The 24,651-nt window shown below is 63.1% G+C and carries 23 protein-coding genes; 11 read left to right on the forward strand and 12 right to left on the reverse strand.

The genetic code is table 11. The features are described from left to right. The first annotated feature begins 20 nt into the window (after positions 1-20). Entirely contained in the window at positions 21-887 is an 867-nt protein-coding gene (locus ACILSQ_RS28755; RefSeq protein ID WP_395747147.1) for a hypothetical protein, read from the forward strand. On the opposite strand, the gene ACILSQ_RS28760 is transcribed toward ACILSQ_RS28755, so the two are convergent. The 10 genes from ACILSQ_RS28760 to ACILSQ_RS28805 all read right to left on the reverse strand — a co-directional run bounded on the left by ACILSQ_RS28760 (position 840) and on the right by ACILSQ_RS28805 (position 11,695). Then, entirely contained in the window at positions 840-2,351 is a 1,512-nt protein-coding gene (locus ACILSQ_RS28760) for an urea transporter (RefSeq protein ID WP_395747148.1), read from the reverse strand. The two genes, ACILSQ_RS28755 and ACILSQ_RS28760, sit on opposite strands and share 48 nt — an antisense overlap. Next, complete coding sequence (locus ACILSQ_RS28765) at positions 2,348-3,673, reverse strand: phenylacetate--CoA ligase family protein (RefSeq protein WP_395747149.1); 1,326 nt, start codon at positions 3,671-3,673, stop codon at positions 2,348-2,350. The genes ACILSQ_RS28760 and ACILSQ_RS28765 overlap by 4 nt, the downstream gene beginning before the upstream one ends. Positions 3,674-4,255: 582 nt before the next feature. Further along, positions 4,256-4,918 (reverse strand): tetratricopeptide repeat protein, encoded by a 663-nt coding sequence (locus ACILSQ_RS28770; RefSeq protein WP_395747150.1) that lies wholly within the window; start codon positions 4,916-4,918, stop codon positions 4,256-4,258. Between the two features lie 22 nt (positions 4,919-4,940). After that, the gene (locus ACILSQ_RS28775; protein ID WP_395747151.1) at positions 4,941-7,220 is read right to left on the reverse strand and encodes an urea transporter; all 2,280 of its coding nucleotides are present in this window, start codon (positions 7,218-7,220) and stop codon (positions 4,941-4,943) included. Between the two features lie 279 nt (positions 7,221-7,499). Next, the gene (locus ACILSQ_RS28780) at positions 7,500-8,939 is read right to left on the reverse strand and encodes an alanine racemase (RefSeq protein WP_395747152.1); all 1,440 of its coding nucleotides are present in this window, start codon (positions 8,937-8,939) and stop codon (positions 7,500-7,502) included. A gap of 63 nt (positions 8,940-9,002) precedes the next feature. Then, a complete protein-coding gene (locus tag ACILSQ_RS28785; RefSeq protein WP_395747153.1) occupies positions 9,003-10,106 on the reverse strand; it encodes a biotin carboxylase in 1,104 nt (367 codons plus the stop codon). 33 nt (positions 10,107-10,139) lie between these two features. Beyond that, positions 10,140-10,496: a PqqD family protein gene (locus ACILSQ_RS28790; RefSeq protein ID WP_395747154.1), complete on the reverse strand. Its 357-nt coding sequence runs from the start codon at positions 10,494-10,496 to the stop codon at positions 10,140-10,142. Positions 10,497-10,573: 77 nt separating this feature from the next. After that, positions 10,574-10,942, reverse strand: a complete 369-nt coding sequence (locus ACILSQ_RS28795) for a hypothetical protein (protein WP_395747155.1) — start codon at positions 10,940-10,942, stop codon at positions 10,574-10,576. A 102-nt stretch (positions 10,943-11,044) separates the two neighbouring features. Beyond that, positions 11,045-11,311, reverse strand: coding sequence for a GreA/GreB family elongation factor (locus ACILSQ_RS28800; RefSeq protein ID WP_395747156.1), 267 nt, complete (start codon positions 11,309-11,311; stop codon positions 11,045-11,047). Positions 11,312-11,440: 129 nt separating this feature from the next. Next, positions 11,441-11,695, reverse strand: a complete 255-nt coding sequence (locus tag ACILSQ_RS28805; RefSeq protein ID WP_395747157.1) for a hypothetical protein — start codon at positions 11,693-11,695, stop codon at positions 11,441-11,443. 457 nt (positions 11,696-12,152) lie between these two features. Here ACILSQ_RS28805 and ACILSQ_RS28810 point away from each other — a divergent pair, with 457 nt between their 5' ends. Both ACILSQ_RS28810 and ACILSQ_RS28815 read left to right on the forward strand, forming a co-directional pair. Further along, positions 12,153-13,460 carry an APC family permease gene (locus ACILSQ_RS28810; protein WP_395747158.1) on the forward strand — a complete coding sequence of 436 codons (1,308 nt, stop codon included), beginning with the start codon at positions 12,153-12,155 and terminating at the stop codon, positions 13,458-13,460. After that, on the forward strand, positions 13,457-14,617 hold the full coding sequence (locus tag ACILSQ_RS28815) for a hypothetical protein (protein WP_395747159.1): 1,161 nt from the start codon (positions 13,457-13,459) through the stop codon (positions 14,615-14,617). The genes ACILSQ_RS28810 and ACILSQ_RS28815 overlap by 4 nt, the downstream gene beginning before the upstream one ends. A 2-nt stretch (positions 14,618-14,619) precedes the next feature. Here the strand turns inward: ACILSQ_RS28815 and ACILSQ_RS28820 are convergent, their stop codons facing one another. After that, complete coding sequence (locus tag ACILSQ_RS28820) at positions 14,620-15,615, reverse strand: serine hydrolase (RefSeq protein WP_395747160.1); 996 nt, start codon at positions 15,613-15,615, stop codon at positions 14,620-14,622. Between the two features lie 130 nt (positions 15,616-15,745). On the opposite strand from ACILSQ_RS28820, the gene ACILSQ_RS28825 reads away from it, so the two are divergent. The 3 genes from ACILSQ_RS28825 (at position 15,746) to ACILSQ_RS28835 (ending at position 19,433) form a co-directional block, all read left to right on the forward strand. Then, positions 15,746-16,417 (forward strand): response regulator transcription factor, encoded by a 672-nt coding sequence (locus tag ACILSQ_RS28825; protein WP_395747161.1) that lies wholly within the window; start codon positions 15,746-15,748, stop codon positions 16,415-16,417. A gap of 41 nt (positions 16,418-16,458) precedes the next feature. Beyond that, complete coding sequence (locus ACILSQ_RS28830; RefSeq protein ID WP_395747162.1) at positions 16,459-17,355, forward strand: potassium channel protein - like protein; 897 nt, start codon at positions 16,459-16,461, stop codon at positions 17,353-17,355. Positions 17,356-17,939: 584 nt separating this feature from the next. Next, positions 17,940-19,433, forward strand: coding sequence for a hypothetical protein (locus ACILSQ_RS28835; RefSeq protein ID WP_395747163.1), 1,494 nt, complete (start codon positions 17,940-17,942; stop codon positions 19,431-19,433). A gap of 12 nt (positions 19,434-19,445) precedes the next feature. Here the strand turns inward: ACILSQ_RS28835 and ACILSQ_RS28840 are convergent, their stop codons facing one another. Then, on the reverse strand, positions 19,446-20,126 hold the full coding sequence (locus ACILSQ_RS28840; RefSeq protein ID WP_395747164.1) for a hypothetical protein: 681 nt from the start codon (positions 20,124-20,126) through the stop codon (positions 19,446-19,448). 152 nt (positions 20,127-20,278) lie between these two features. On the opposite strand from ACILSQ_RS28840, the gene rph reads away from it, so the two are divergent. The 5 genes from rph to ACILSQ_RS28865 all read left to right on the forward strand — a co-directional run bounded on the left by rph (position 20,279) and on the right by ACILSQ_RS28865 (position 24,647). Next, positions 20,279-21,064 carry a ribonuclease PH gene (rph, locus tag ACILSQ_RS28845; RefSeq protein ID WP_395747165.1) on the forward strand — a complete coding sequence of 262 codons (786 nt, stop codon included), beginning with the start codon at positions 20,279-20,281 and terminating at the stop codon, positions 21,062-21,064. A 113-nt stretch (positions 21,065-21,177) separates the two neighbouring features. Beyond that, positions 21,178-22,119 carry a histone deacetylase gene (locus tag ACILSQ_RS28850; RefSeq protein ID WP_395747166.1) on the forward strand — a complete coding sequence of 314 codons (942 nt, stop codon included), beginning with the start codon at positions 21,178-21,180 and terminating at the stop codon, positions 22,117-22,119. 103 nt (positions 22,120-22,222) lie between these two features. Then, on the forward strand, positions 22,223-23,230 hold the full coding sequence (locus ACILSQ_RS28855) for an AAA family ATPase (protein ID WP_395747167.1): 1,008 nt from the start codon (positions 22,223-22,225) through the stop codon (positions 23,228-23,230). A 63-nt stretch (positions 23,231-23,293) separates the two neighbouring features. Beyond that, positions 23,294-23,752 carry a four helix bundle protein gene (locus ACILSQ_RS28860; protein ID WP_395747168.1) on the forward strand — a complete coding sequence of 153 codons (459 nt, stop codon included), beginning with the start codon at positions 23,294-23,296 and terminating at the stop codon, positions 23,750-23,752. Continuing rightward, on the forward strand, positions 23,745-24,647 hold the full coding sequence (locus ACILSQ_RS28865) for a DUF58 domain-containing protein (protein WP_395747169.1): 903 nt from the start codon (positions 23,745-23,747) through the stop codon (positions 24,645-24,647). The genes ACILSQ_RS28860 and ACILSQ_RS28865 overlap by 8 nt, the downstream gene beginning before the upstream one ends. Positions 24,648-24,651: the final 4 nt, after the last annotated feature.

Raw genomic sequence — 24,651 nt, forward strand, 5'->3', positions numbered from 1 at the left:
GTCTTTCACTGGCAGGGACCATGCGCATCTTGCTTTTTCTTTTTGCTTTCGCCACCGTTTTGCGGGCCCAGACAGGGGAGCTCGAATCGTTCATCGAGGTGCGGTCCGGCACGCTGCCCGTCATTCTCACCGTGCCTCATGGCGGCATGCTGAAGCCGGCCAATGTGCTGGCGCGTCGCTACGGAGTCACGGGCACCGATTCCAACACCATCCCGCTGGCCGAGATGATCAGCGAGGAGCTCGCGGCGCGCTATGGCGGCAAGCCTCACGCCATCATCTCCCGCCTGCACCGGTCCAAGCTGGACCCCAATCGTGATCTCGAAGAAGCGGCGCAGGGAGACCCCACCGCCGTGGCGGCCTGGCACCGCTTTCACGACAGCGCGCAAAAGGCCTGTGACACCGTGATGAAAAAGAGCGGCATGGGCCTGCTGCTGGACATTCACGGCCACCGCCATCTGGATCAGCGCGTGGAGCTGGGCTATCTGGTGAAGGCCGACCTCCTGAAGCAGTCGGATGCTGAACTGAACGCGGACACGGCGCTGATCGCCTCCACCTGCATTCGTGACCTGGACAAACGCTCGCCCGTGAGCTTCGCGGAACTGCTGCGCGGCCCGCAGAGCCTGGGCGGGCTGCTGGAGTACCGCGGGTTTCGCTGTCTGCCCAGTCCCTCGAAAGCGAACCCCGCCTTCCTGGCCGGCTACTTCAGCGGCGTGTATGATGTGACCGCCCACGGTTCACGCAGCGGCGGCACTGTGAGCGCCATCCAGGTGGAGTGTCCCTGGAACAATGTGCGTGACACTCCCGAAAACCAGCGGCGCTTTGCCGTGGCGCTGGCGGAGTCACTCGGCGTTTACTTTGAGGTCCACTTTGGCCGGAAGCTGAAGTGAGCGTTCCGTCCTGGGCTGCGGCTGCTCCGGCTCGGCCTTTTTGAGCTTGTTCCAGCAGGCGTCTGCCACTTCTTTTTGGGCGATGAAGACGCGGATCTCCGCCGGCGTGTTGGAGGCCCAGTCGATGGGAATGCGCTCATCACGCAGGCCACGGCGATGCAGCCAGCCAAAAAAGGCGATGCTGCCCAACAGCGCGATGTTGAACGGCAGGCAGAGCGGCAGCAGCGCCAGCCGCAGCAGCGCCTCTGAGAGCGGCTCCCAAAGCAGCGCCAGGGCCAGCGTGACGAAAAGCATCCACAGAACCGTACGCACATTCAGCCGCAGGTAATGCCCGCCGAGAGCCAGCGCCAGGATGACGACATTCATCGCAAAGGCGGGATCCCCAAAGACCGGCTTCCACAAAGAGCCTGCGAAACAGGCCAGCAGCGCGGCCAGGGCCACCAGCGCGCTGGTGCGTGAATGCCAGAGAATGCCGATGAAGAACCACAGCCAGCAGAGCAGCACGCGTGTGGAGGTAAACTGCGCCGCCAGACTGAGATGCCCGGCCAGAAAGGTGCTGCACGCCTGGGCACGCTGTTTGGCCTCGCCTCCGGTGAGGGTGGCGGCAAATCCGGCGTAGGCGTCTGCAAACAGCGGCGCGCACAGCGCCGCCGTGGTGAAGTGACGGCGCGCCTCATCGGGGCGGCCCGCCTGCAGGGCGCACCAGCCCAGGCCATCCCAGGAGTCGGCAAAAAAGGAATCCAGCGCCACGGCCCGGCGAAACGCCAGCTCCGCATCGTCATAGCGGCCCTGGCGGTAGCGGCTCCAGCCCAGGCCGTCATAGGCATCCGCCACGCCGATCTTGAGCGAGAGCACGCGGGAGAAAGCCGTCTGCGCCCCAGTTTGATCTCCGCGCCGGTACAAACTCCAGCCGAGACCCGCGCAGCGGTAGGCCTCCGCCATGTCGGTGCTGACCTCGGTGTTGAGGAAATGTTTCTCGGCCTTTTCAAAACGGTTCGTCAGCAGCGCGCGCCAGCCGCGCGTGAGCTCCGCATCATGCACGCCGAAGAAAATGAGCGCCGTCAGCGCCGCCCATGCGATGGCGACATAGGGCAGGCTGAAGAGGACGTAGGGCGACTTCGCCTCATGCATCCGCTCGGCGACCGGCACGAAGAAAAAAGCCATGGCCCCGCAGCCGAGCGCGGTGGTCAGCGCCTGCGCCCACAGCGGCACCTGGGGAAAAAGATACCACAGGGCGCCCAGCAGCGCGCCGTTCACACTGAAGAGGCCCGTCTTGAGCACCGTGTCATCCTGCGCACGCCATTGCGCGAAGAGGGAAATCAGCAGCGCCCCGGCCAGGCTCATCAGCGCGGCCTCGACTGACAGCACGAACAAGCCCAGGAGCACGCACACACCGGTGTCACGGTTGTTCGCCACGAGCATCTGCCCGTAACCACGCAGAGTGTGGTCCAGCAGGCGTTTCATGCAGCGGGGGGCAGTTCGGAAATCACAAGCGGCACTTTATGCGATCCTGGAGGTGCGGCAATCGTGGAGACGAAGGTGATTTGCAAATCCGCGGCATGGTCCAGCGCGGTTTCCAGCGCGCCCCGCACCCCTTTTTCCACGTCGTGGCGCGCGGCACCCGTTTCCGCCACCACGCGGACCTCCAGCATGCCCGGCTGCTTTTGCACCACCTGATACTGCGCCAGGCCGGGGACTTCCTCGATCGCATTGGTGATGACATACGGCGAGACCAAGCCGCCCCCGCGCGTGCGCAGCATGGCCGCGCTGCGGCCTTCGATCTGCCGGATGCTGCGCGCACTGCTGCCACAGGGGCAGGGCTCCGTCTCCCAGCGCGCCAGGTCCCCGAGTCCGCGATAGCGCAGGATCGGCGTGGCGGTGTTGGTCAGATCCGTGATGACCATGTGGCCCAGACCCTCGGTGGGCCGGCCCTCGTCATCGACGATCTCACACAGGACATTGGCCTCCGCGACATGCCAGCGCGAGTCCTGCACGCATTGCCAGGCCACCAGCCCGCCCTCGGTGCTGGTGTAAGTCTCGATGAGCCGTGCATTCGGAAAGATCTGCGCCAGCAAACGCCGCGTATGGGCGTCCAGCATCTCGGAGGTGAGGTGAATCAGCCGCGTTTTTTTCATCTCGCGGCCCTTCGCACGCAGCTCCAGCGCGATGGCACGCAGCGTTGATGGATAGGACGAAATGAACTCCGGCGCGGCGTTCAAAAGCTCGCGCGTGAGTTTGTCCACAGGCTCGTGCACGGAAAAAATGCGCGAATCCGGCACCGTGGTGCGCAGCAGATCTGCGGCGGCGAAGTCAATGCTGTCCCGCGCCATGTCCACGAAGTAAAGCCCGTGGCTCAGCGGCTGGCCGTGGCACCAGTCATGGTACAAAGCTGTGTTGCAGGCCATGTAGTGCCACAGCGACTCCTCCGTGCGCGCCATGCTGGCGGGAATGCCGGTGGAGCCGGAGGACGCCAGCCAGCGAATGTCACCGCGGGGGTCTTTGGCGGTCAGATCCTCCCGCGCGGCGCTGCGCAGGTCGGCCTTGGCAAGAAAGGGAATTTTGGAGAGATCATCCCAGTCATCCAGCATCGCGGGTATGAAGCCGGCCTGCGCGAACAGGCGCTGGTAGAGCGGAACGTGCGCATGGGCATGCTGCACGAGCGAGCGAAGCATGCGCCACTGGTGAGCGCGGCGTTTGGGGGTGCTCCAGCCGCGTTGTTCGATCACCTGGTCCAGCGCGGCGTGGAGGCGCCGTCCCTGGCTGCGGATCTGGGAAGGCGTGTGCATGGGGTTGCTTCTCTCTATCAGGCGGTGTTTGAGAACCAGTTTTGGCATGACACGCAAAACGGTCTTTGGGATGCGGGACGATGGGCGCTTGCGGAGTGCTGCGGGCTCGGAGGCCCGCGCTCCGGGGGCTGCGTTTGGTTTGAGAACCAGTTTGGCATGACACGCAACGGTCCTTTGTAAATGCGGGATGGTGGGTGATTGCGGGGTGCTGCGGGCTCGGAGGCCCGCGCTCCGGGGCTGCGTTTGGTTTGAGAGCCTGTTTGGCATGACACGCAACGGTCCTTTGTAAATGCGGGATGGTGGGTGATTGCGGGGTGCTGCGGGCTCGGAGGCCCGCGCTCCGGGGCTGCGTTTGGTTTGAGAACCAGTTTGGCATGACACGCAACGGTCTTTGTAAATGCGGGATGGTGGGCGCTTGCGGAGTGCTGCGGGCTCGGAGGCCCGCGCTCCAGCCCCGGAGCGGGGCTGCGTTTGGTTTGAGAGCCTGTTCGGCATTAGACGCAACGGTCCTTTGTAAATGCGGGACGGTGGGCGCTTGCGGAGTGCTGCGGGCTCGGAGGCCCGCGCTCCGGGGGTCATGCATCAAGGGCGGCCTGGGGGTGGGCCGGGGGGCTGGCCGGGAGGGCCGGAGCGGGTGAGGGCAAATCCGTCCTGCACCATGTAGCCGTCCGGATTGATCTGCATGAGCTTCTCAAACAAAGGAGCAGCCATCCGGCCCTGCCCCTGGTTGATCAGTGACCAGCCAAACCAGCTCATGCCAATGGGGTCTTCAGGCTGGAGCTTGTAGGCGCGCTCAAAGTACACCTCGGCCTTCCGATAGTCCTGCTGGTTGAAAAGAATCTCTCCGGCGACGAGCAGCGTCGAGCGATGGAACTGGTCGATTTTCAAAACCTCACGCGCTGCGCGAAGGACGTCATCGGGTTTGTTCAGTGCCTGAAACACATTCATCATGCCGAGGTGCGGTGTGATGGCGCGCGGCTCCTGCCTGGCGGCGGTGGTGTAGTACTGGACGGCCTTGGTGTAGTCTTTGTTGAGGTAGGAAAGCCACCCGGCGCGCACGGCCGCCAGATAGGTTTCACCGCCGGCGCTTTTGAAGGTCAGCACGCTTTGCAGCGCACCGGCGTAGTCGCCGTTGGCTTCAGCGCTGAGGGACTCCTGCCACGCCGCGGAGATGGCAGGCAGCTTGTCGGCGGCGTTCGCAGCGCTGGCAAAGGCCAGGGCAAGAATGAGGATGTGTGTTTTCATGGTTGAGAGGAGAGGCGTGTTTTTATTCGGCGTCACCATTGGGCAGGGTGGGTGTGAAGCTGGTTTGGGTGAAGATGCTGTCGTGGCTTTTGAAGTGTGCCGTGAGCTGGGAGAGACCGCGGACGGGCTCCAGGATGAACTCGATTTCCGCCGGCAGGCCAGCTCCGGCACCGGCGAGCGCGGTGGTGAGATGCAGCCTCTGCGGCGTGGGATGCAGCGAGTGGCGGCTGACGACGCGCTGGGCGGGGAAGCCCGCATAGGGCGCAAGAACGCCCGCCAATGCCCGACCGTGCAGCTTTGACTGCAAAGCGACACTATCCTCCCAGATCATGCCGCTCTGGTAAGCAAATGGCACGGTGGGCATGGCGAACGAAAGGAAGCGCAGGAGCTGCGAGCGGCCGCTGAGGCTGCTGTGCGTGATCTGCAGCGCGTGCAGGCCGAGAACCGCCGTGAGCGATTCTTTGCCGCTGCTGAAACGGTAGCAGCCGGACTCATCGAGGGTGATGGCGACCGTCTCAAACGAGGTCACTCCCGCGCTGCAGACACGGTAGGTGGCCACCCCGGGGGCAAAATGAGCCAGCGTGCCCAGCACGGTGGTGGAGACCGTCGCCGGGGCGATGCGGGCTCCAACTTTGGGCACACTGGCAAAGTTCCACCGCACACCTTCGCTGGTGCGCGTGAAGTAGTTCGCAAGGCAGAAAGGCGTGGTCGGCGCACCGGTCTCGGTGCTGGTCTGATTGTGCAGGTGAATGTGCGGCACCGGGCTGCGGCCGGAATTTCCGCAGTAGCCCAGCAGATCGCCGGCACTGACACGCTGGCCGGTTTTCACCAGGATGCCGTTCTTCATGAAGTGGGCCAGCTTCACAATGCCGCCGTAGTCCAGGCGCAGGATGAGGTGGTTGCCCCAGTTGTGGGCAAAGTTGCAGCCGCCAGGCGCATTGTCGGCCACGCCATCGGTCACGCGGACGATCTCCCCCGTGCCGGGAGCACGCACCTCAAGCCCCTGCGTGTAGTAGCGGCTCAAATCGTCGTCGCAGCCGGGCGGGCAGGCGTTGTCCGCCGCGTCATGTACTTCGAAATCGAGCGCGTGCCTCCACTCGCCGCGGTGGCTGAGCTTGTCGTCAAAACCCTGCGTCACCGTGACCTCGCGAGCGGTGGGCAGCAGCACGTGCGTTTCGTTGCGGTGGGGAAAGCGCGCATTCGCCAGCGCCAGTGAAGCCGCCGCGGCCTCAGGATTTTCAAACACGCCCGTGGAGGGCAGCAGCGAGCCGGGCTTCTCACGCAGCCGCAGGCAGCAAAGCAGGCTCCAGATCGTCAGCAGGTAAGGCAGCGGCAGATATTCCCAGCCGGAGCCGCGCAGGAAATGCTGCACCGCGGCCACATGCAATGCGGCGACGGCACCCGCGATGAACGCGAGCGCGAGGCTGCTCCAGGATGGCACGAAATACACCGCGCCCAGAGCCATGCCGGCGAGGAGGTAGTTGTGCCCGGCAAACCAGCCGAGCCACTGCAGCCCGCAGGCTTCCAGCAGTTTCACGATGAGAATGCCGCCTGCGTAACCGGCGAGGGCGTTGATCATGGCGACGCGTGACCACACGAGGATGGCGAGCGTGACCGCGAGGCCGGCCCACACGTTTGGCAGGAAGAGGATGGTGCCCATGCTGCGCAGGAAGGCGGTGACGACGAAGGGCAGCGCTGGCTCCTCTGGCAGTCCCATGTCCAGCAAGGCGGTGTTTGCAGCCCAGTGGGGGAAGAAGGTGAGGAGTGTGCCGAAGGTGACGACGAAGGCGACGCTCAGCGGCGGCAAGCCCGCGCGCAGGGGAAACCAATGCCACAGCGCCGCGGAGAGAAGCAGGGTGTAAACAGTGACGACGACGAGCATGCCCCAGATGGCCGGTGCGGCGAGGTCAGAGCCGCGGGTGATCCATGCGACGGCGAGCGCGCTGAGAAAAACATTGTAGAGCAGCGTGCCGTCTTTGCACATGGCCGCGGGCAGATGCAGAAGCTTCGCGAGGAAGCCGCCGAGCAGGCAGGCGCTGATGGCGAAGGCGAAATACTGCGGCATGAAGAGCAGCGTGGCGCAGAGCAGCACGCCGGTTTTCCAACTGCCGCAGAGGAAGATGGAGCTGGCGGCACGCGCGACTTCAAGCAGGGGCGCTGCGAGGGTTTCGAGATGGGGCCGCAATGTTTTGGCGAGGGCCGAGGCCGTGGCGACAGCCCGCTCCTTGGCGGAGGGAGGGCAGAGGGCGGCGTCTTCGAGAATGACCATCGCAGGGAGGGTGGATGGGGATTCGGGGTTCATGGTGGGTGGGAGGAGAATGACGAATGACGAATGACGAATGGGGAGGGAGGTGGCTGGGGCTGGCGAGGGTGCGTGGGTGGGAGAGGGTGGGGGGGCTGGCGAGAGCGGCGCTGAAGCGCCGCAGTCCGGGGACGCTGGCGCGAGGGACGGAGGGTTTGGGTGATGCGGGGCGAGGGAGGGGTGCGGAGGGGCTGGATCGAGGACGAGTTCGAGTAGGAGGACGAGGACGAAAGGGGAGCCGGAAAGGGAGGAAGAGGAGGAGTAGGAGGAAGAGGAAGATTAGGTGTGCGAGGGGGATAGCAGATGAGGGGGGATGCGTTCGAGGCGCTGGACGTAGTCGAGGTCTTCGCGTTCGCGGATGATGTCCACGCGGCCGTCGAGGCCGATCATGAGGACGGCGGGACGGTAGGTGATGAACTGCATGCTCTGGGTGATGTTGTAGGCGCCCACGGGATGCATGACGAGATGATCTCCGGTGGTCATGGCGGGGAGGGAGACCTGCTCGCGAATGACGTCGATGTTCATGCAGAGGCAGCCGTAGAGCTTGATGGGCTGCTGCGCGCTTTCACGCTGGGCCCTGGCGGGCTTCACGTTGAAGCGGTACCAGTTGCCGCTGTAGAGGAGGTTGATGCCGGCATCGATGACATAGGCGGCGCCCGTGGCTTCCGGCATGTAGGCGGGCGCTTTCGCGGCCTTGCCCGCGAGCGTGATCGGGCCGGAGGTGCTCGACTGCTTCACCGCGACAATGCTCGTGATCAAATAACCCGCTTCATCCACCAGAGCGCGGCCGCTTTCCAGGTAGAGGCGCGGGCGGCGATCGCGTGGCAGTGTGTTCAGCACACCGGCGATGGCCTCGGCGTATTTCTCGATGGGCGGCACGACCTGCTCGGCAGGCTGGTAGGAGTAATGCAGCGTGCTGAGCGAGGGAAATCCGCCGCCGAGGTTCAGATAGCGCAAGGACCAGCCGTGGCTCTCACGGCAGCGCTCCATGAGCGTGACAAGCTTTTCCGCCGCCACCTTGTAGGCGTTCGGCTCCAGGATGTAGGTGCCGATGTGGGTGTGGAGTCCTTGCAAGCGAAGGCGGCCTTTGCTCTCGGCGATGCGGCGGATGGCGCGCCAGGCCTCGCCGTTTTCCACGCCAAAGCCAAACTTGCTCCACACCGGCTGAATGCCCGCATCAAGCCAGCAGCGGATGGCGATGTCGATGCTGCGGTTCTGTTCTTTGGCAATCGTGTCGAGCAGCAGCAGCTCATCCCAGTTGTCCACCTGGATCATCGAGCCTTCGCTGATGGCCAGCTCCAGGCCCGCGCGGGTCTTATGCGGGCCGTTGAAGATGATGTCGCGACCCGCGATGCCGTTGCGGCGCGCTTTTTCATACTCAAACTCGCTCACCACTTCGGCGATGGAGCCTTCGCTGTGAAAGACGCGGCAGATGGCGTTGAGGTAGTTCGTCTTGTAGCTCCAGGCGAAGCGTGTGTTTGGATAGCGGCTTTCGAAGGCTTCGCGGGCGCGCTGGATTTTTTCCCGCAGGGTGCGCTCGGAGAAAACGAAGAGCGGGGAGCCGAAGCGCGCTGCGAGGTCCGCCACGGGCACGCCATCGATGCGTTCACAGACGTTGCTGTTGAGGCCGTGGGCATGGCGGTTGCGGTTGGCGGCGCTGTTCTGGCCGCTGAGATGACGGGTGATCGTCGGGGGGGAGTAGGTTTGGAGAGGGTGCATGGGAGGATGCAGGGGGGAATGAGGAAACCAGAATGAGGAATGACGAATGACGAATGACTTAGCTCACAGGCCGCGGGACGAGGCCGGGTGGGGGATGATCTCGCGGGGCTGGCGGAAGAACTGGCCGCTGGTGGTGAGGGCGGCGAGGTCGCGGATGTCTCCGGTCATGTCGATGGCATGGCGGATGAAGAACTTGCCGGGGATGGCGTGGCGCAGCGGCTCGCGCGGCTGCCAGCCGAGGGCCAGCTCCAGCGCGGCGGCGGGCAGGTTGCAGTTCAGGGTGGAGGGGAAGTCACACCAGGCCGGGAAGCGCGGGTTGATCTCGATGAGGCAGTACTCGCCTCCGGGGCCTTCGGCTTTGACGAACTCGAGTTCAAACGGGCCGTTCCAGCGCAGCTCGGCGATGAGGGACTGCGCGATGGCATCGAGCTGCGGATCACGCACGACCATGCCGCCAAAACCTTTGCCCATGGAGGTGCGGAGCATCTTGCGAATGGAGCAGGAGCCGAGCATGCGGCCGCGGCCGTCTCCCAGACCAATGACGTTGTATTCCTCCCCCTGCACATTTTCCTGCACGAGCACCGGAGCGCCCCACTGCTCCAGCATGTGCCAGTAGGCGGCCTCGCGGGCGGCGGGGGTGATGGCATGCCTGGCCTCATAGAAGCGCCCTTTCACAAACACATTACCGCCGAGCGTCATCGCCGCCTGGTGCAGCGAATTCACGTCGTTCACGGCAATGGTCTGCGGTGTGCGGCAGTGCGTGCGCTCGCACAGCTCCGCCAGCCTGGATTTGTCGCGGCATTTGAAGCTCGCGGCGCTGGGCAGGCAGGCGTGGATGCCGCGCTCGCGCAGTTTTTCAGGAGCCTCCACCAGCGGGCCCATTTCGGCATCGAGGCAGGGAATCAACACATCAAAGCGTTCGATCTCGCGGATGGCGTCCAGCCGCTGCCAGAAGGCCTCTTCACCGGCTCCTGGATAGGACATGGTGAAGGCGGCGTCCGGGGCGTCTTCTTCGCTGAAGAGGCCGCTTTCGAGCGAATCGTAAACGAGACCGACGATGCGCAGCTCGGGGTAAACGCGGCGCAGGCTGCGGATGACGGCGGAGCCGGGCTGGGGATTTTCACCGCGGTGAAGCCCGGTGACGGCGATGACAGGGGAGGCATTCATGGGAGGATGAAGCGGGGTTGGGATGGACAGAAATCAGTTCGGCTCCTTGATGAGGCCGATGTGGACGAGCTCGGCGAGGAAGAGCTCGAGGTCCCGCTCCGCGGTGCTGCGGGCGACTTCGAAGCGCGCGGTGATGCGGTCCAGGATCTGGGCGCGCGCCATCCCCCCGCTCAAGGACTGCATGACCAGGAGCGCGGTGGGGCTGGCGGTGAAAAACTCGCCGCTGGTGGCGTCAAAACCAAACCCGTCCGCCTGCCAGGTGACGGTGTGAAAGTCAAAGCTGGCCGCTTCGGTGTTCGGAGCTGCGGCAGGAGCGGCAACGCCGGGAGCCGCCAGATGGGGCGGCTGGCTCAGGGGAGCGGCCAGGGTGGAAAGAGGCGCGAGTTTCATGGTGGTGGATGATTGAATCACACCACATAGAAACCCGGCAGGTTAACACCACTGCGGGGGCAAAGATGAATTTGCGTTTATTTTTCGTCTCCGATGCGCAGGGTTTTGGGCTGGGCGGGGCTGTCAGGGACGGGGCGCGACACATCCAGCGCAGGGAGACCATGCTTCACCAGCATGAGGTTTGCGCGGTGGTGCTGGTCATGCCACACGCTGTCCGGATCGGTCTGGCCGTTCCATGAGGTGCGCAGCACCGGCATCTGCGTAAACTCGACCGAGTTTGAATCCAGCCGGATGGGGGGTGCTTCACGCCGGGGTTTCGCGGCGTCCGGCTGCTGCTGCGCGTTTTTCTCCACGACGAGGGCGCTCTCAGCGTTTTTCTGCGCACGGTAGCAGCGCAAACCAGCCCACCAGGTGGTGGCGGGCACCAGCAGGGCGGCGATCAACATCACCCCCCGGAATAATTGTGAGGATGTCGTCTTCATGGAGAAAAGGAATTCCTTTTTTCGCCCCCTGCAAGCCCTGCTTTTGGGCGCAGAACTGCCCCTGGCTCAGCGGGCCCCGCCTGCTGATTTTTGCACAGCCAGGATGAGCATCGCCAGGCTGCGGCCTTCGACTTGAAGGTCGATTTTTTCACCGGCCGTACGACGCAGGACCGCCCTGCCGAGGGGCGCATCCTCGGAGATGCGGCCACTGTCAGCATCGGCCTCATGTCCAGGCACCACCTGGATGGTGATGTCGAACTCGTGCAATGTGGCGAGTTCATTGAGAGGACGCAGGGTGACGTGGTCATAGTGATGTACGGAAAGAGTGCTCATGGAGGAAAAAATGGAGAAAGGGATGGAGGTGAAATGCCTGTGACGAAGGCAGGCGGAAGCGGCTCCTGCCGGGGATGGCAGGAGCCTTCCGCATGATGAATGCGGCGTCACAGAGGGGGCATCAGGGCGTCACTGCCGGACGGCGTGGAGGGACTCGATGCAGTCCTCAGGGTGCGTGCGGAGCACGTAGGAGCGCACGGACTCCCGTGCCGACTCCCCGGTCCGCGCCGCCACTTCGTAAGTGGCTTCGGTGAAAACCTTTCCGAAGATTTCGTGGCGTTTGAAAACACAGGTGACCAGCCACGTGGGCCGCTCAAAGGCCAGCGCGCTGCCAACGCGCACGGGTTTGTCATCCTGGTTAAAAATTCGTTCCAATAGTTTCATAAAAAGAGAGAAGAGATTTGTGTGTGAATGTGTCAGAGGAGGGGAAAAAGAGCCTGGCTGCAGCATGCGTGCGCAGACGGGCAGCCCACGGTACGGCGCAGGGTGAAACACCGCGACGCGCATGCCGGGAGGAGGCTGGCCAGAGCGGAGCCTGCGCGCCATGAAGGCGCGGGCTGGAGATGAAGGGCGCAGGGTCTGGCACCTGCGGAAGAGCGCGGACAATCCCTGCAGAGGGGTTGTCCGCTTAAGCTCGGCTTGCCGCCAGCCGGTGGTACAGAGGCTTGATCACACTGCTTTCAGCCATGTTGGCGGAAAAGATGGGGCGGCGTGAGTTCGGCTTCACGAAAACATACTACGGCTCAATCGCCGAAAAGGCAACATTAAGTGGTCCGCAATCCCTGCGTCCTTCAAAGGGGCATGTTGACGCCCCGCCGCCGAGCGCGTAGCCATCGCCCCCATGAGCACCCCACGCACCCAGGGCATTTCGCTGATCACAGCCACGGCGGTGGTGGTGGCCAACATGATCGGCACCGGCGTTTTCACCTCGCTCGGCTTTCAGGTGGGCGGCCTGCCCTCCGGCTTTGCCCTGCTGATGCTGTGGCTCGTGGGCGGTGTCTGCGCCTTCTGCGGGGCTGTGTGCTATGGCGAGCTGGCCGCTGCGCTGCCGCGCTCCGGCGGCGAGTACAACTTCCTCTCCCAGATTTTTCATCCCGCGGTCGGCTTTCTTTCCGGATGGCTTTCGGTGACGGTGGGGTTCGCCGCGCCCATCGCGCTGGCGGCCATGGCCTTTGGCAAATACTTCGCCAGCATCTTCCCCTCCGCCCCCGCGGCGACGTGGTCGCTCGTCATGGTGTGGATCGTCACGTTGATCCATGTGGGCGGCATCCACATCGCCGCGCGGTTTCAAAACACCGCCACCTGGCTGAAGGTGACGCTCATCGTCGTCTTCATCGGCGCCGGGTTCTGGTTTGGCAAATCCCAACCGGTGCATTTCCTGCCACAGACCGGGGATGTGAGCCTCCTCGGCAGCACCTCCTTCGCGGTGAGCCTGGTGTACGTCATGTATGCCTATGCGGGCTGGAATGCCGCGACCTACATCGTGGGAGACATCCGCGAACCGCAGAAAAACGTGCCGCTGGCGATCGCGCTGGGCACGCTGCTGGTCTCAGCGCTTTACCTGGGGCTCAATGCGGTTTTCCTGCACGTGGCGCCGATGAGCGAGCTGGATGGCAAGCTGGACGTGGGGCACGTGGCCGCGGTCCACATCTTCGGTCATACCGGCGGGAAAATCATGTCAGGCCTCATCTGCCTGGGGCTCGTCTCGAGCATCAGCGCCATGACCTGGGTGGGCCCGCGGGTGATGAAAACGATGGGGCAGGATCTCCGCATCCTCGCCCCGCTGGCGGTGAGCGATGACCGTGGTGTGCCGGTGGCCGGGCTGTTTGTGCAGCTTGCCATCGTGGTGACGCTGCTGCTCACGGCGAGCTTTGAGACGGTGCTGACCTGCGTGCAGTTCAGCATCCAGCTTGGTTCGTTTGCCACGGTGGTGGGGCTGATCGTGCTGCGCATCCGCCGCCCGGACCTGCCGCGGCCGTACCGCTGCTGGGGTTATCCCGTCACGCCCATCCTGTTTCTCGGCATCAGCCTGTGGATGATGATTTTCGTGGCCAAAAAACATCCGCAAGAAACGCTGACGGGAATGGCGCTAATTTTGCTCGGCTGGATTGTTTATTTCGTCTCACCGCGTACTCCACGCACCCCATGAAAAAGACTCTCGTTCTGCTGCTCGTTCTGGCTCAAGCCGCCTTTGCGGAGCCACCCACGCCCAATGAGCAGGCTCGTTTCCTGGCCGGTCTGCCGCAGGAAGGCTCCGCGCTCGCGGGACTCGCGCAGCGTGGGGAGTTCAACTCCCACGCCAAAGAACTCGACGCCACCTGGGCGGACGCGGAGGAGCGGCAGCTCGGCCCCATCCGCGAATGGGCGCCGCTGGGCCTGCCGGAGGCTGTGAGCGACCCCTCGCCGCTGCTGTATGTCTTCAGCGGCCCCGACTTCCTGCACGCGTACACTTTTTTCCCCAATGCCTCCACCTATGTGCTGGCGGCCGTGGAGCCGGTGGGCCTGCCGCCGGATGTGACGAAGCTGAGCGAAGGAGAGCTGGGCTCCTCCCTGCGCAATCTGCGCACCACGCTCAATGCCTCGCTGAGCTTCAGCTTTTTCATCACCGCGGACATGAAGAAGGACCTGCAGGCCACGAAGCTGACCGGGACGCTGCCCGTGCTGTATGTCTTCCTGGCGCGCTGCGGGTGCTACATTCAAAATGTGGAAAACATCTGGCTGGATGGCGCGGGCAAGGTCGTCACTGACAAGCCGACCAAGACGGCCGGGGCGCGCATCACTTTCCTTGGCTCGAAGGGGAAGCAGCAGACGCTGTACTATTTTTCCACCAACATCGCCGACTGGGCGCTCAAGCAGGACGCCTCCTTTCTCCGATTCTGCGACGGACTGGGTGTGATGAACGGATTCACGAAATCCGCCTCCTACCTCATGCACCTGAGTGAGTTTCACGCGATCCGGGACTACCTGCTGACCCACTGCCACACCATGACGCAGGACGACTCCGGCATCATGTGGAAGGATTTTCCGAAGGAGACGTGGGATGTGAAGGCCTTCGGGTGGTACCCCGGCCCGATCGCGCTGTTCAAGCAGCACTATCAGGCTGACCTGGCCGAATATTATCGCACGCATGAGGTTCCGATCATCCCCTTTGGCATCGGGTACCAGTGGCGGCCGAAGCAGAGCACGCTCATTTACGGTGTGTCCAAGACGATGATCCGGAAGGCGATTCCGGTGCCGGAGGACGCCACCAACGCCGGCCCTGGAGCGCCTGGGGCTGTACCGGCCGCGATTCCTGTTGGGCGGTGAGGTCAGTTTCCTGGTGCAAAGAGCAGCCGGAGGAGCTGCGCGTCGTTTGGCTTGGAATCCTTTGCCAGGCGTACGATGACGAGCTTCATGGACGGGACGATGTAGAGGCGCTGGCCGTAGGAGCCGATGCAGGCGATGAGATCGGGCGGGGCGGCGCGGCAGAGGCAGGCGTTGCGCCAGGACTGCTGCTGCCATTTTTTATCGAGCGTGGCCTCCGCATCCACCTCGCGGCATGATTTGGAGCCTGCGGCGTGGTTGTTCCAGAACCCGAACGAAAAAGCTGCGTTGGCGCTGCTGCCCTGCAGCTTCATGAGGACGTCTTCGTGCTTCAGCATCCAGGTGCCGAGCTCTGACCACTGGCGTGCGGTCTGCATGAAGCCGGCGGCCAGAAGCGGGGCGCCTTGCTGGTCCGGCAGGTAGCGCTGCGAGCCGAGGCCGAGCGGGCCCAGGACCTTGCGCTCCAGGTAGCGCGTGGGTGTTTGCTTGCGCTGGAGCTTGCGGGCCAGGAGTTCATGGAAGACCTGCAATGCGGCGGGGCCGTAGATGAAGGAGCGGCCCGGTGTGGCCACTGCTCCCGCCTTCAAGGAGGCCGCGGTGCGGTCCTTGAATGTGTTCTCATGCAGGCTGAACATGGGCTCGAGCCCATGGCTGAAATCGAGAAGCTGCCGCACGGTGATCTGGCTCTTGCGTTTGTCTCCCTGCCATTCGGTGATGGTGTCAGACACCCGCTCATCCATGGAAAACAGGTGGTCCTTTTCCGCCGCGAAGGCCGTCAGGCCCCAGAAGGCCTTGGTACCGCTGTAGATGCGGTGGGGCTCCCCCTTGGTGTGCCCGTTTGTGTAGGCCTCATGGACGATCTTGCCGTTCTGTTTGACCAGGAACGCATGCCCTCCGTGCGCGGCTGAATACGCAGCGGCAGCCTGGATTCCCTGCGCAGGCAGCGCCGCCGGTGCGGGCGACGAAGAGAAAAAATGCAGGAATGCCAGCAGCGGCGTCATAGGGATGACTAGCAGAAAGGGAACGTTTTGTCATTCAGCCTTCGTCATTCCCCCGTGATTCGGATTTACTCATTCCTCATTTTGAGAGCTGCCGGTGGACAAGCCGCCATCCAGCCGCATCGTCCGGCGCATGCGCATCCTTCTCGTCGAAGACCAGGCCAAACTGCTCTCCTTTGCCAAAAAGGGGCTGGAGGAGCAGGGCATCCAGGTGGACGCCATTGACGACGGCGATGAGGCCTGGGAGATGGCAACGACGGTGCCGTATGATGCGCTGGTGCTGGACATCATGGTGCCGGGGCGAGACGGCCTCAGCATCCTGCGCGGCCTGCGGGAGAAGCGCAACAATGTGCCGGTGATCCTGCTGACCGCCCGGTCCACGCTGCCAGAAAAAATCGAGGGTCTGAACCTCGGCGCGGATGATTACATGACGAAGCCCTTCTTCGTCGAAGAGCTGGCCGCCCGCCTCCACACGGTGGTGCGCCGGAAGGCCGGGGATTCCAGCCACCTGCTGCGGGTGGATGATCTTTGCATCAACCTGCTTGAGCGCAAAGTCAGCCGTGGCGGAGAGGACATCGAGCTGAGCACGCGTGAGTTTGAACTGCTGGAGCACCTCATGCGCAGCCCCGGACGCGTGTTTGGCCGCATGCAGATCTACGAGCATGTCTGGGGCTACAACATGGACCCCGAAACCAATCTTGTGGAGGTGTACATCCAGCGCCTGCGCTCCAAGATCGACAAGGACCGCGACAAAAAGCTCATCCGCACCGTGCGTGGCGTGGGCTACGCCCTGGGCGGCGCCTGATCTTGCCAACTTCTTCCGGCTGGTTCTATCTTGTCTCGAACATGAGCGCAGCATCGAGCATCTCCAGCCCGGCTCCCCAGGGCAGTGCCTTCCGCCAGGGGTTCATGCTCGTCGTCGCCACCGCCTTTCTCGTCCTGCTGGGCCTGGTACTGCCGCATGGCGACAGCGGCGTGGAATTTCGCGACTGGCTGATGGCCCGGCCCTTGTTTGTTCCGCTGCTCATCACCCTCTGGATCATCGTTGTCGTTGAAGGCATCGCGGGCTTCTCCGCCACCCCGGATGCCTTGCCAGATCGTCTCAGGCGGCTGCTCTTCACCGTATTTCTGCCTCCGCTGCGCATGATCACCGCCAGCAGCAAACCTGAGGGCTGGCTGTGGCTGCCTCGCGTCGGCTGGCAGCCCACAGGCGAGGAAACCTCCGAGCGGCTGGAGCAGAAGCTGGCACTGCCCATGGTGGTTCTCACCCTGCTGGTGCTGCCCGTTCTCGGCGCCGAGCTCACCGCTGGAGAGACGCTGGAGAACCATCCCCGCATGGCCCTGGCCACGCACCTGACCACCTGCGTCATCTGGATCGGCTTCACCATGGAGTTCCTCTGGATGGTCGCCGCCGCGCCGGACAAGCTGAGCTACTGCCTGAAGAACTGGATCAATCTTGTCATCATCCTGCTTCCGCTGGTGGCCTTCCTGCGGGTGCTGAATGCCTTCCGGTTTACCCGCATGCTGCGCGCGGGCAAACTGCTGCGCGCCTACCGCCTCCGCGGTCTCTGGACCCGGGTGTGGCGGGTCGTGCTGCTTTTCAATCTCCTCGAGCGGCTGCAGCAGCGGGATCCCGCGAAGTACTGCGCTGTGCTGGAGAAGAAGATCGGCGATTTGGAAGAAGAGCTTGCCACGCTGAAGGGCAAGCTAGCCGAGCAGCGTGGGAAAACGGGTCTGGAGTGAGGGGTGCAAACCACGGATATTGAAAACGGGTGTGTGAGAGCCGGTGACCCTTGTTTAGCCTCTTAGGGTTCGATGGATTATTGAGGGTGATTTGATCGACTGCTGCGGATGGGGTGCTGTGCAGGCAGAGGTGTGTGTTGCGCGTGGCGGAGGCACAGGCTCTCTGCGGCGGGGGCGGTGAGACGCTGCTGGAGGGCGCGGTGTGCAAAGAAAGCGATGGGTTTGCTCTCCGGAAAGGACGCTCCTTTCCAGGGATGGCGCTAACTACGCGAGCTTATCCCTGGCTACCGGCTGTGATCCCTCTGGGATCAAGCGCGGGATTCCGAGCTCTCAGCAGATCGCAGACGCCCGGAGGCAGGCGGTGGCTCCAGCCAGGAGGCAAGCAAGAGTGCGCTGAGCGGCGCCACTGGAGGGACTGTGAGAAAATGAAAAGGAAAAGCGGAGCGGCTGCATGCAGCGGAGTGCTGCGGGCTCGGAGGCCCGCGCTCCAAAGGCGTTTTGAGCCGCCATTGCAGCAGGATTTCAAACACTGTCTAAAGCCCGCGTGGATTGACAGGCTCAATGGAGGCTATATAATTTCCATAATGAACGTTTTGGCTTTTCCCCCGGCCCTGTCGTGCTTGTTCTTCCGTGCCTGTCTTCTGCTGCCGCTCGGAGGGGTCTCCAGTGCTTTTTCCCAACAGCTCCCGTCGCAGGTGATTGAGCAGGCGCTGCGTGAATCCAAGACCGCAGATCAGCGGGCCAAGCATGACAACCTGCAGGCCGCGGCCAAATACTGGTACGCCAGCCGCAACCCCAAGCACCTGGAGGACATGGATGACGCGCTCAAGACGGCCATTCCCGCAGGCTCGCGGCTTTCCGCCTCCATCACCAATTTTCAAACCTGGGAGCAGGCGCAGAAGTACAAGGCCTACCACGATGCGGGAGCGGTGCTGCTGGCGAAGGCCTACACCTGCCTCTACTATGGGGACGTCAAAAAAGCCGCGCCTGCCATCGAGCTCATCGAGACCCAGTTTCCCTACGCCATGATGCTGGCGGAGGATCGCGGTATGACCTGGGTGCGCGAGAACCTGCGCTACCATGAGCACTGCTGCATGCTTTACGCCGCCATGAGCCTGAAGGTGGTGGGGAAAACCCACTTCCCGCATGAGCGGGATGAATTTGACGGCCCGCAGCAGCGCAAGGCCATCGAGCACATGGCCGTGCTGCGCCTGCGCGAAGGAAACATTGAACGGCTGGAGCACTTCTTCAACGCCATCAACAGCAGCGAGCTGCAAACCTCCGGCGGTGACTGGGCGCTGAACATCATCATGGATGCCATGTGCCCGCTGGACCAGGATGCCAAATCCGAAAGCGCCTGGCGCGAGATTCATGACGCCATCCGCCTCTGGCAGAAGCAAAAACCCAGCTCCACCTTCGCCCGGCTCGCGGAAGCTCGTTTCCTTTTTCACTACGCCCTGTTCGAATCCTACAACGGCGGCTCCTTTGCGACCATCCGCCAGGCGGCTGACCGGGGCCTGGAACTGATGCAGGACATTCCCAAGACCAGCCCCGCCTGGTATGACACCATGCTGCGTCTGCAGGCCATCACCGGCCGTCCGCCCGAGGAAATCGCGCCTGTGTTTCAAGAGGGGCTGCGCAAATACCCCGACTACGCCCCCTTCGCCATCGTCCTGGGCCAGTGCTTCGTCAAAGGCGGCGAAACGGGCCGGCAGATCTGCGCCTCGATCGTCGAAGAACTGCAGACCAGCAACAAAGGCGGGCTCGCGGCCCAGATGCTGCGCCACATTTATGCCGACGGCGATTTCCCTGACATCCAGCCACGCCTGAATCTCGACACTGTGGAACGCGCCATCCGTGCCGCCGTGGTGCAGTGGCCTGACAGCTACGAACTTCGCAGCGACCTCGGCCTTCTCGCCGTGACCATCGGCCGCCGGCAGGTGGCGGCCGACATCATGCGCGGGATGCAGAACAAGTGGTGCCGCAGCACCTGGAAAGGGCGTGAGGACATCGCCATCATGCTCACCACCTCTCCCGCTCCGCCGCGGATCGAGCCCAGCAAGACCACGTCTCTGTAGTGCGGGAGTGGCCTACTGGCCCAGGCTCAGGTACTCGCGCACGGTGTGGTTCAGCGCCCTGCGGGCCGGGGGGAAGCACTCGGCGACTTTTTCAAAAGTCTCCTCCATGGCAAACTCATCCGCCAGCACGTGCTTGCGCGCGGCGTCCAGATGGCTCACCACCACCTGCTCGTAGTAGTCCACATCCGGGGCGCCGCGCCGCTCCGCACGGCGGTGGAGAAAGTCTGGGTAGAGGCAGGTGAGCACCAGGAACTGGTTCGCGCACTGCACGTGCAGGAAGAACTTGTGATGGCGGCTCGCGTTCTCAATCGCCTCCAGGTAGTCCACGCTGTACAGGCTGTCGATGCTGTGGTTGATGTCATCCGGCCCCTTCGTGGGCGAGCAGCCGAAGTCCGCGCAGACGACGGCCATGTAGTCCGCCACCGCCAGCTCCTTGATGCCAAACTCCTTCAGCGAATGCCGGACCACGATGAAGAAGAAGAGCTCCGGGGAAAGCATGGCCGCCTTGCGCGAAAGGATCGCCGCGTCAAAGAGCTTGTCATTGTCCAGGATGATCGGCACCGCCTCGGGGTCGTCCATCATCGCATTGAAGCCCTCTCGTCCGCGCTCCGTCAGCGCCAGGGTGTCTCGAATGAAATTCCAATCCGTCGGGGTGAAACGGAACCAGCAGCCAGGGCGGGGAAAGCGCGTCATGGAGATTAAGTTTGAACTGTCATCTGCCTTTAGCATATCGAATGCCAATTGAGTTGTACCTTTCGACGGGACCTCTCCGGCGTTTGTTCAATCGCTTCAGCACAAGCTTATAAAAGGCTTTGGCGCACCGCGGCTTCGTGCTAAGCAAAGCCATGCCCAGAACCGACGGCCGTACCGCCGACCAGCTCCGCAAAATCGATTATGTACTGGATGTCGCCCCGCACGCCGCGGGCTCCGTCCTCATTGCCTTTGGCAGCACCCGCGTCATCTGCACGGCGTGCATCAATGAAGAAGTGCCGCGCTGGATGAAGGTGCAGAACGTCAAAGGCGGCTGGCTCACCGCCGAGTACTCCATGCTGCCTTACTCCACCCTGGAACGCAAAGATCGTGAAAGCTCACGCGGCAAACCGGATGGCCGGAGCACCGAGATCCAGCGCCTGATCGGCCGCAGCCTACGCGCCGTGGTGGATCTGGAAAAACTGGGGCCGCGCACGCTCTGCGTGGACTGCGATGTGCTGCAGGCCGACGGCGGCACCCGCACCGCCGCCATCACCGGCGCCTGCATCGCCGTGGCCGTGGCCTTCAACCGCCTGCTGGAAAAAGGCAAGATCACCCGCCAGCCGCTCAAAAAGAAAATCGCCGCTGTGAGCGTCGGCATCGTCAATGGCGAAACCCTGCTCGACCTCTGCTACACCGAGGACGCCGCCGCGGATGTGGACAGCAACCTCGTCCTCACCGAAGACGGCGAGTTCGTGGAAATCCAGGGCAGCGGGGAAGAGGCCACCTTCACCGAGGCGCAGCTTCACTCCATGCTTGAGCACGGGCGCAAAGGCATCAAAGAGCTCATCGCCATCCAGGACGCCGCCATCACCAGCGCCATGAAACCGGCTGAAGGCAGGGACCTGCAGAATCTGGCCGCCTTCTTTGGCAAACGCTGAGGGGGGGGAAGTTTGCGATTGTTTGCAATGGTTGGCGGTGGTTTGCAGTTGTTTGGCAAACCACTGCCAAGCATCGTCAACAATCGTCAACAATCGTCAACTCTTGTAAACTCATGCCAACGGCCCTGCTCCTCGATCCCATTTACCAGCAGCATGATCCCGGTCCGGGGCATCCGGAGAGCATCGCGAGGCATGTGGCGGTCACGAAGGCGCTGACGGATTCGGGGCTGGTGGGCAGGACGCAGGTCATCGCGCCGCGTGCGGCGACCGTGGATGAACTGGCGCTATGCCATGACCGGGGCTACATCGCCACGGCCAAAAAGGACGTCGAGTCCGGCCTGGACGATCTCAGCACCGGGGACACCTCCATTTGTGCCAGGTCCTATGACGTGGCGGTGCAGGCGGTGGGGGGTGTCTTGAATGCGGTGGATGCGGTGTTTGCCGGGAAGGCGGCGAACGCCTTCTGCGCGGTGCGGCCGCCCGGACACCACGCCCGCCCTGCGCAGGGGATGGGCTTCTGCCTTTTTAACAACATCGCCATCGCGGCGAGGCATGCGCAGCAGAAGCATGGGGCGCAGAAAGTGGCCATCATCGACTGGGATGTACACCACGGCAACGGCACCCAGGACATCTTCTATGAAGACGGCAGCGTGCTCTTTTGCAGCACGCACCAGAGCCCGCTGTACCCCTTCACCGGCCACGCCAACGAAACCGGCAGCGGCAAGGGCCAGGGCTGCACGCTGAACCTCCCCTTCCCCGCCCGCACCGGCATGAGCACCCTCGGCGCCGCCTTCACCGACCTCGTGCTGCCCGCCATCGACGCCTTCAAACCGGATCTCATCCTCATTTCCGCGGGCTTTGACTCTCGCATCGACGACCCGCTGGGCCAGTTCCGGCTTACCGATGAGGACTTTGTGGCGCTGACCAAGCTCCTGCTCGAAGCTGCCAAAACCCACAGCGGGAGCCGGCTCGTGTCCATCCTGGAGGGCGGCTACAACATTCAGGGGCTCGCGAGCGCCGTGACTCACCATGTGCAGACGCTGCTGCGGGAATAAACAAGCCCAAGTTTCTGCGGCGTTGATAGTTTATTTACACACGCCGCACTTGTCAGAGCACCGCTTTTCTGGTGCCATGTGGCAGCATTCCTAAAAAATCACCATGTCCAACACTCCGCTTCCGCAAGACGACGTCGCCGCCATTGATGAGCTTCGCAAAGTTTACGTCCAGCTCGGCGAGGAGCTGAAGAAAATCATCGTCGGCCAGGACAAGGTCGTCGAGCAGCTGGCGATCTGTCTTTTTGCCCGCGGCCATGCCCTGCTCATGGGCGTGCCCGGCCTGGCCAAGACGCTGCTCATTTCCCGCCTGGCGGAGACGATGTCCCTCAGCTTCAGCCGCATTCAGTTCACCCCGGACCTGATGCCGATGGACATCACCGGGACCGACATCCTGCAGGAGCTGCCCGGCGGCAAACGCGCTTTTGAGTTCGCCAAAGGCCCGGTGTTTGCGAACATCGTGCTGGCCGACGAAATCAACCGCGCGCCCGCCAAGACCCAGGCGGCCATGCTTGAGGCCATGCAGGAGCACAAGGTGACAGTGGCCGGCCGCACGTACACGCTGGACAGCCCGTTCTTTGTTTTGGCGACGCAGAACCCGATCGAGCAGGAGGGGACGTATCCGCTGCCGGAAGCCCAGCTCGACCGCTTCATGTTCATGATCGGGGTGGATTACCCGAGCCGCGCCGAGGAAATCGCCATCGCCCGCAGCACGACGGGCATGAGCCTGCCGAAACTGGAGCACATCCTCCACGGCCCCAAGGTCATTGCCTTCCAGGATCTGGTGCGCCGCGTGCCGGTGCCGGATCATATTTATGAGTTTGCCGTCGATCTCGTGCGCAAAACGCGACCTGCGAGCAGCGAGGCGCCTGCGTGGTTGAAGCCTTTGGTGAGCTGGGGCGCCGGGCCGCGTGCGGTGCAGTATTTGATTTTGGGTGCCAAGGCGCGCGCTGCGTTGTACGGCAGCTACATGGTGCGGCTGGAGGACATCATGGAAGTGGCGGAGCCGGTGCTGAGGCATCGTGTGATGACGACGTTTACGGCGGAGAGCGACGGGGTGAGCAGCAGGGATGTGGCGAAGAGGCTGGTGGATGAGCTGGCGAAGGCGGGGTAATTTTCTTTGCAGACTCGTCCTCGTCCTCCTACTCGAACTCGTCCTCGATCAATCCGCCCCGCCATGTCTGCCCCCCTCTTTGACCACGAAAAGCTCGATGTCTATCAGCTCGAACTCGAGTTTATCTCGTGGCTGACAGATCTCTTTGACGAACTGCGCGAGAAGAAGACGGCACGGCTCACTGAAGTGCTCGATCAGCTTGACCGCGCCAGTCTTTCCCAGCTTCTCAACACCGCCGAGGGAAACGGCAAACGAGTCAGTCAGCTTCGCGCCCGATTTTTCGACGATGCGAGAGGTTCGACGACTGAGTGCGCCGCTTGTTTAGATGCGCTTGTGGCCAAACGAGCGTGTGGGTCGAAGCGAATCGAGCAAGGCAAGGCGATGCTGGTGCGGATTGTGAGCATGCTGACGAAGCTGGTGGATCGATTTGATGACGCATCGGGTGTAGCGAGAGCGCAAGGATCGAGGACGAGTTCGAGTAGGAGGACGAGGACGAAATGGGAGGGTGGCGATCATGGCTGAGGCTTCTCGCTCCTTTCTTGAGTCGGCGGTCCTCTCCCGCCTGATGGCGCTGCCATTGAACGCCCGCCAGGCCATGCTCGGTGGCGTCTCCGGCAAGCACCGCAGTCCCGTGCGAGGGTCATCGCTGGAATTCGCGCAGTATCGCAAATACGTCCCAGGCGACGACATCCGACGCCTGGACTGGCGCACCTGGGGCCGCAGCGACCGTTTCTACATCAAAGAATTCGAGGCCGACACCAACCTCCGCCTCTGCCTCCTCATCGACACCAGCGGCAGCATGAACTACGGCCCGGCTGGAGCCACGCGCTTTGAGTACGCCCGCAAGCTCGCCGGCACGCTGGGCTACATCGCCGCGCAGCAGGGTGATGGCGTGGGCCTTTGGAGCCTCGCGGAAAAACCCGTCGAGATCCCCGCCAAGCGCGGGGCTTCGCACCTCGGTCTGGTGCTGGACCAGATGTCCACCCTCCAGCCCGTCGGCGGCACCACGCTGCTTACGGCACTTCACGACGCCGCTGAAAAAATCCGCCAGCGCGCCCTCGTCATCGTCTTCTCGGATCTCTTCGTGCCGCCCGCCGAGCTCAAGTCCGCCATCCAGCACCTGCGCTTTCGCAAACACGACATCGCCGTCTTCCACCTCCTCGACCAGCAGGAGCTCGACTTCGACTTCGACCGCCCCGCGCGCTTCATCGACATGGAAGGCGGTGAAGCGGTGCTGGCGGACCCGAGCCTCATCGCGCGCAACTACCGTGAGGCGGTGCGGCAGTACATCCACGACATCGACGAACTCGTGCGCACCACCGGGATGGACTACCACCGCGTGAAGCTGCACGAAAAGTATGATGACGTGCTCGCCAGATTTCTTCTGGCGCGCATTCAGAAGAAAGGGGGACGGTGATGAA

Source organism: Prosthecobacter sp., assembly GCF_044227185.1.
GTDB lineage: Bacteria > Verrucomicrobiota > Verrucomicrobiia > Verrucomicrobiales > Verrucomicrobiaceae > Prosthecobacter.

What these genes read in the sequence shown, in the direction of transcription:
- ACILSQ_RS28755 (WP_395747147.1), top strand. Translation starts at nt 21, where the DNA reads ATGCGCATCTTGCTTTTTCTTTTTGCTTTCGCCACCGTTTTGCGGGCC.
- ACILSQ_RS28760 (WP_395747148.1), bottom strand. Translation starts at nt 2,351, where the DNA reads ATGAAACGCCTGCTGGACCACACTCTGCGTGGTTACGGGCAGATGCTC.
- ACILSQ_RS28765 (WP_395747149.1), bottom strand. Translation starts at nt 3,673, where the DNA reads ATGCACACGCCTTCCCAGATCCGCAGCCAGGGACGGCGCCTCCACGCC.
- ACILSQ_RS28770 (WP_395747150.1), bottom strand. Translation starts at nt 4,918, where the DNA reads ATGAAAACACACATCCTCATTCTTGCCCTGGCCTTTGCCAGCGCTGCG.
- ACILSQ_RS28775 (WP_395747151.1), bottom strand. Translation starts at nt 7,220, where the DNA reads ATGAACCCCGAATCCCCATCCACCCTCCCTGCGATGGTCATTCTCGAA.
- ACILSQ_RS28780 (WP_395747152.1), bottom strand. Translation starts at nt 8,939, where the DNA reads ATGCACCCTCTCCAAACCTACTCCCCCCCGACGATCACCCGTCATCTC.
- ACILSQ_RS28785 (WP_395747153.1), bottom strand. Translation starts at nt 10,106, where the DNA reads ATGAATGCCTCCCCTGTCATCGCCGTCACCGGGCTTCACCGCGGTGAA.
- ACILSQ_RS28790 (WP_395747154.1), bottom strand. Translation starts at nt 10,496, where the DNA reads ATGAAACTCGCGCCTCTTTCCACCCTGGCCGCTCCCCTGAGCCAGCCG.
- ACILSQ_RS28795 (WP_395747155.1), bottom strand. Translation starts at nt 10,942, where the DNA reads ATGTTGATCGCCGCCCTGCTGGTGCCCGCCACCACCTGGTGGGCTGGT.
- ACILSQ_RS28800 (WP_395747156.1), bottom strand. Translation starts at nt 11,311, where the DNA reads ATGAGCACTCTTTCCGTACATCACTATGACCACGTCACCCTGCGTCCT.
- ACILSQ_RS28805 (WP_395747157.1), bottom strand. Translation starts at nt 11,695, where the DNA reads ATGAAACTATTGGAACGAATTTTTAACCAGGATGACAAACCCGTGCGC.
- ACILSQ_RS28810 (WP_395747158.1), top strand. Translation starts at nt 12,153, where the DNA reads ATGAGCACCCCACGCACCCAGGGCATTTCGCTGATCACAGCCACGGCG.
- ACILSQ_RS28815 (WP_395747159.1), top strand. Translation starts at nt 13,457, where the DNA reads ATGAAAAAGACTCTCGTTCTGCTGCTCGTTCTGGCTCAAGCCGCCTTT.
- ACILSQ_RS28820 (WP_395747160.1), bottom strand. Translation starts at nt 15,615, where the DNA reads ATGACGCCGCTGCTGGCATTCCTGCATTTTTTCTCTTCGTCGCCCGCA.
- ACILSQ_RS28825 (WP_395747161.1), top strand. Translation starts at nt 15,746, where the DNA reads ATGCGCATCCTTCTCGTCGAAGACCAGGCCAAACTGCTCTCCTTTGCC.
- ACILSQ_RS28830 (WP_395747162.1), top strand. Translation starts at nt 16,459, where the DNA reads ATGAGCGCAGCATCGAGCATCTCCAGCCCGGCTCCCCAGGGCAGTGCC.
- ACILSQ_RS28835 (WP_395747163.1), top strand. Translation starts at nt 17,940, where the DNA reads ATGAACGTTTTGGCTTTTCCCCCGGCCCTGTCGTGCTTGTTCTTCCGT.
- ACILSQ_RS28840 (WP_395747164.1), bottom strand. Translation starts at nt 20,126, where the DNA reads ATGACGCGCTTTCCCCGCCCTGGCTGCTGGTTCCGTTTCACCCCGACG.
- rph (WP_395747165.1), top strand. Translation starts at nt 20,279, where the DNA reads ATGCCCAGAACCGACGGCCGTACCGCCGACCAGCTCCGCAAAATCGAT.
- ACILSQ_RS28850 (WP_395747166.1), top strand. Translation starts at nt 21,178, where the DNA reads ATGCCAACGGCCCTGCTCCTCGATCCCATTTACCAGCAGCATGATCCC.
- ACILSQ_RS28855 (WP_395747167.1), top strand. Translation starts at nt 22,223, where the DNA reads ATGTCCAACACTCCGCTTCCGCAAGACGACGTCGCCGCCATTGATGAG.
- ACILSQ_RS28860 (WP_395747168.1), top strand. Translation starts at nt 23,294, where the DNA reads ATGTCTGCCCCCCTCTTTGACCACGAAAAGCTCGATGTCTATCAGCTC.
- ACILSQ_RS28865 (WP_395747169.1), top strand. Translation starts at nt 23,745, where the DNA reads ATGGCTGAGGCTTCTCGCTCCTTTCTTGAGTCGGCGGTCCTCTCCCGC.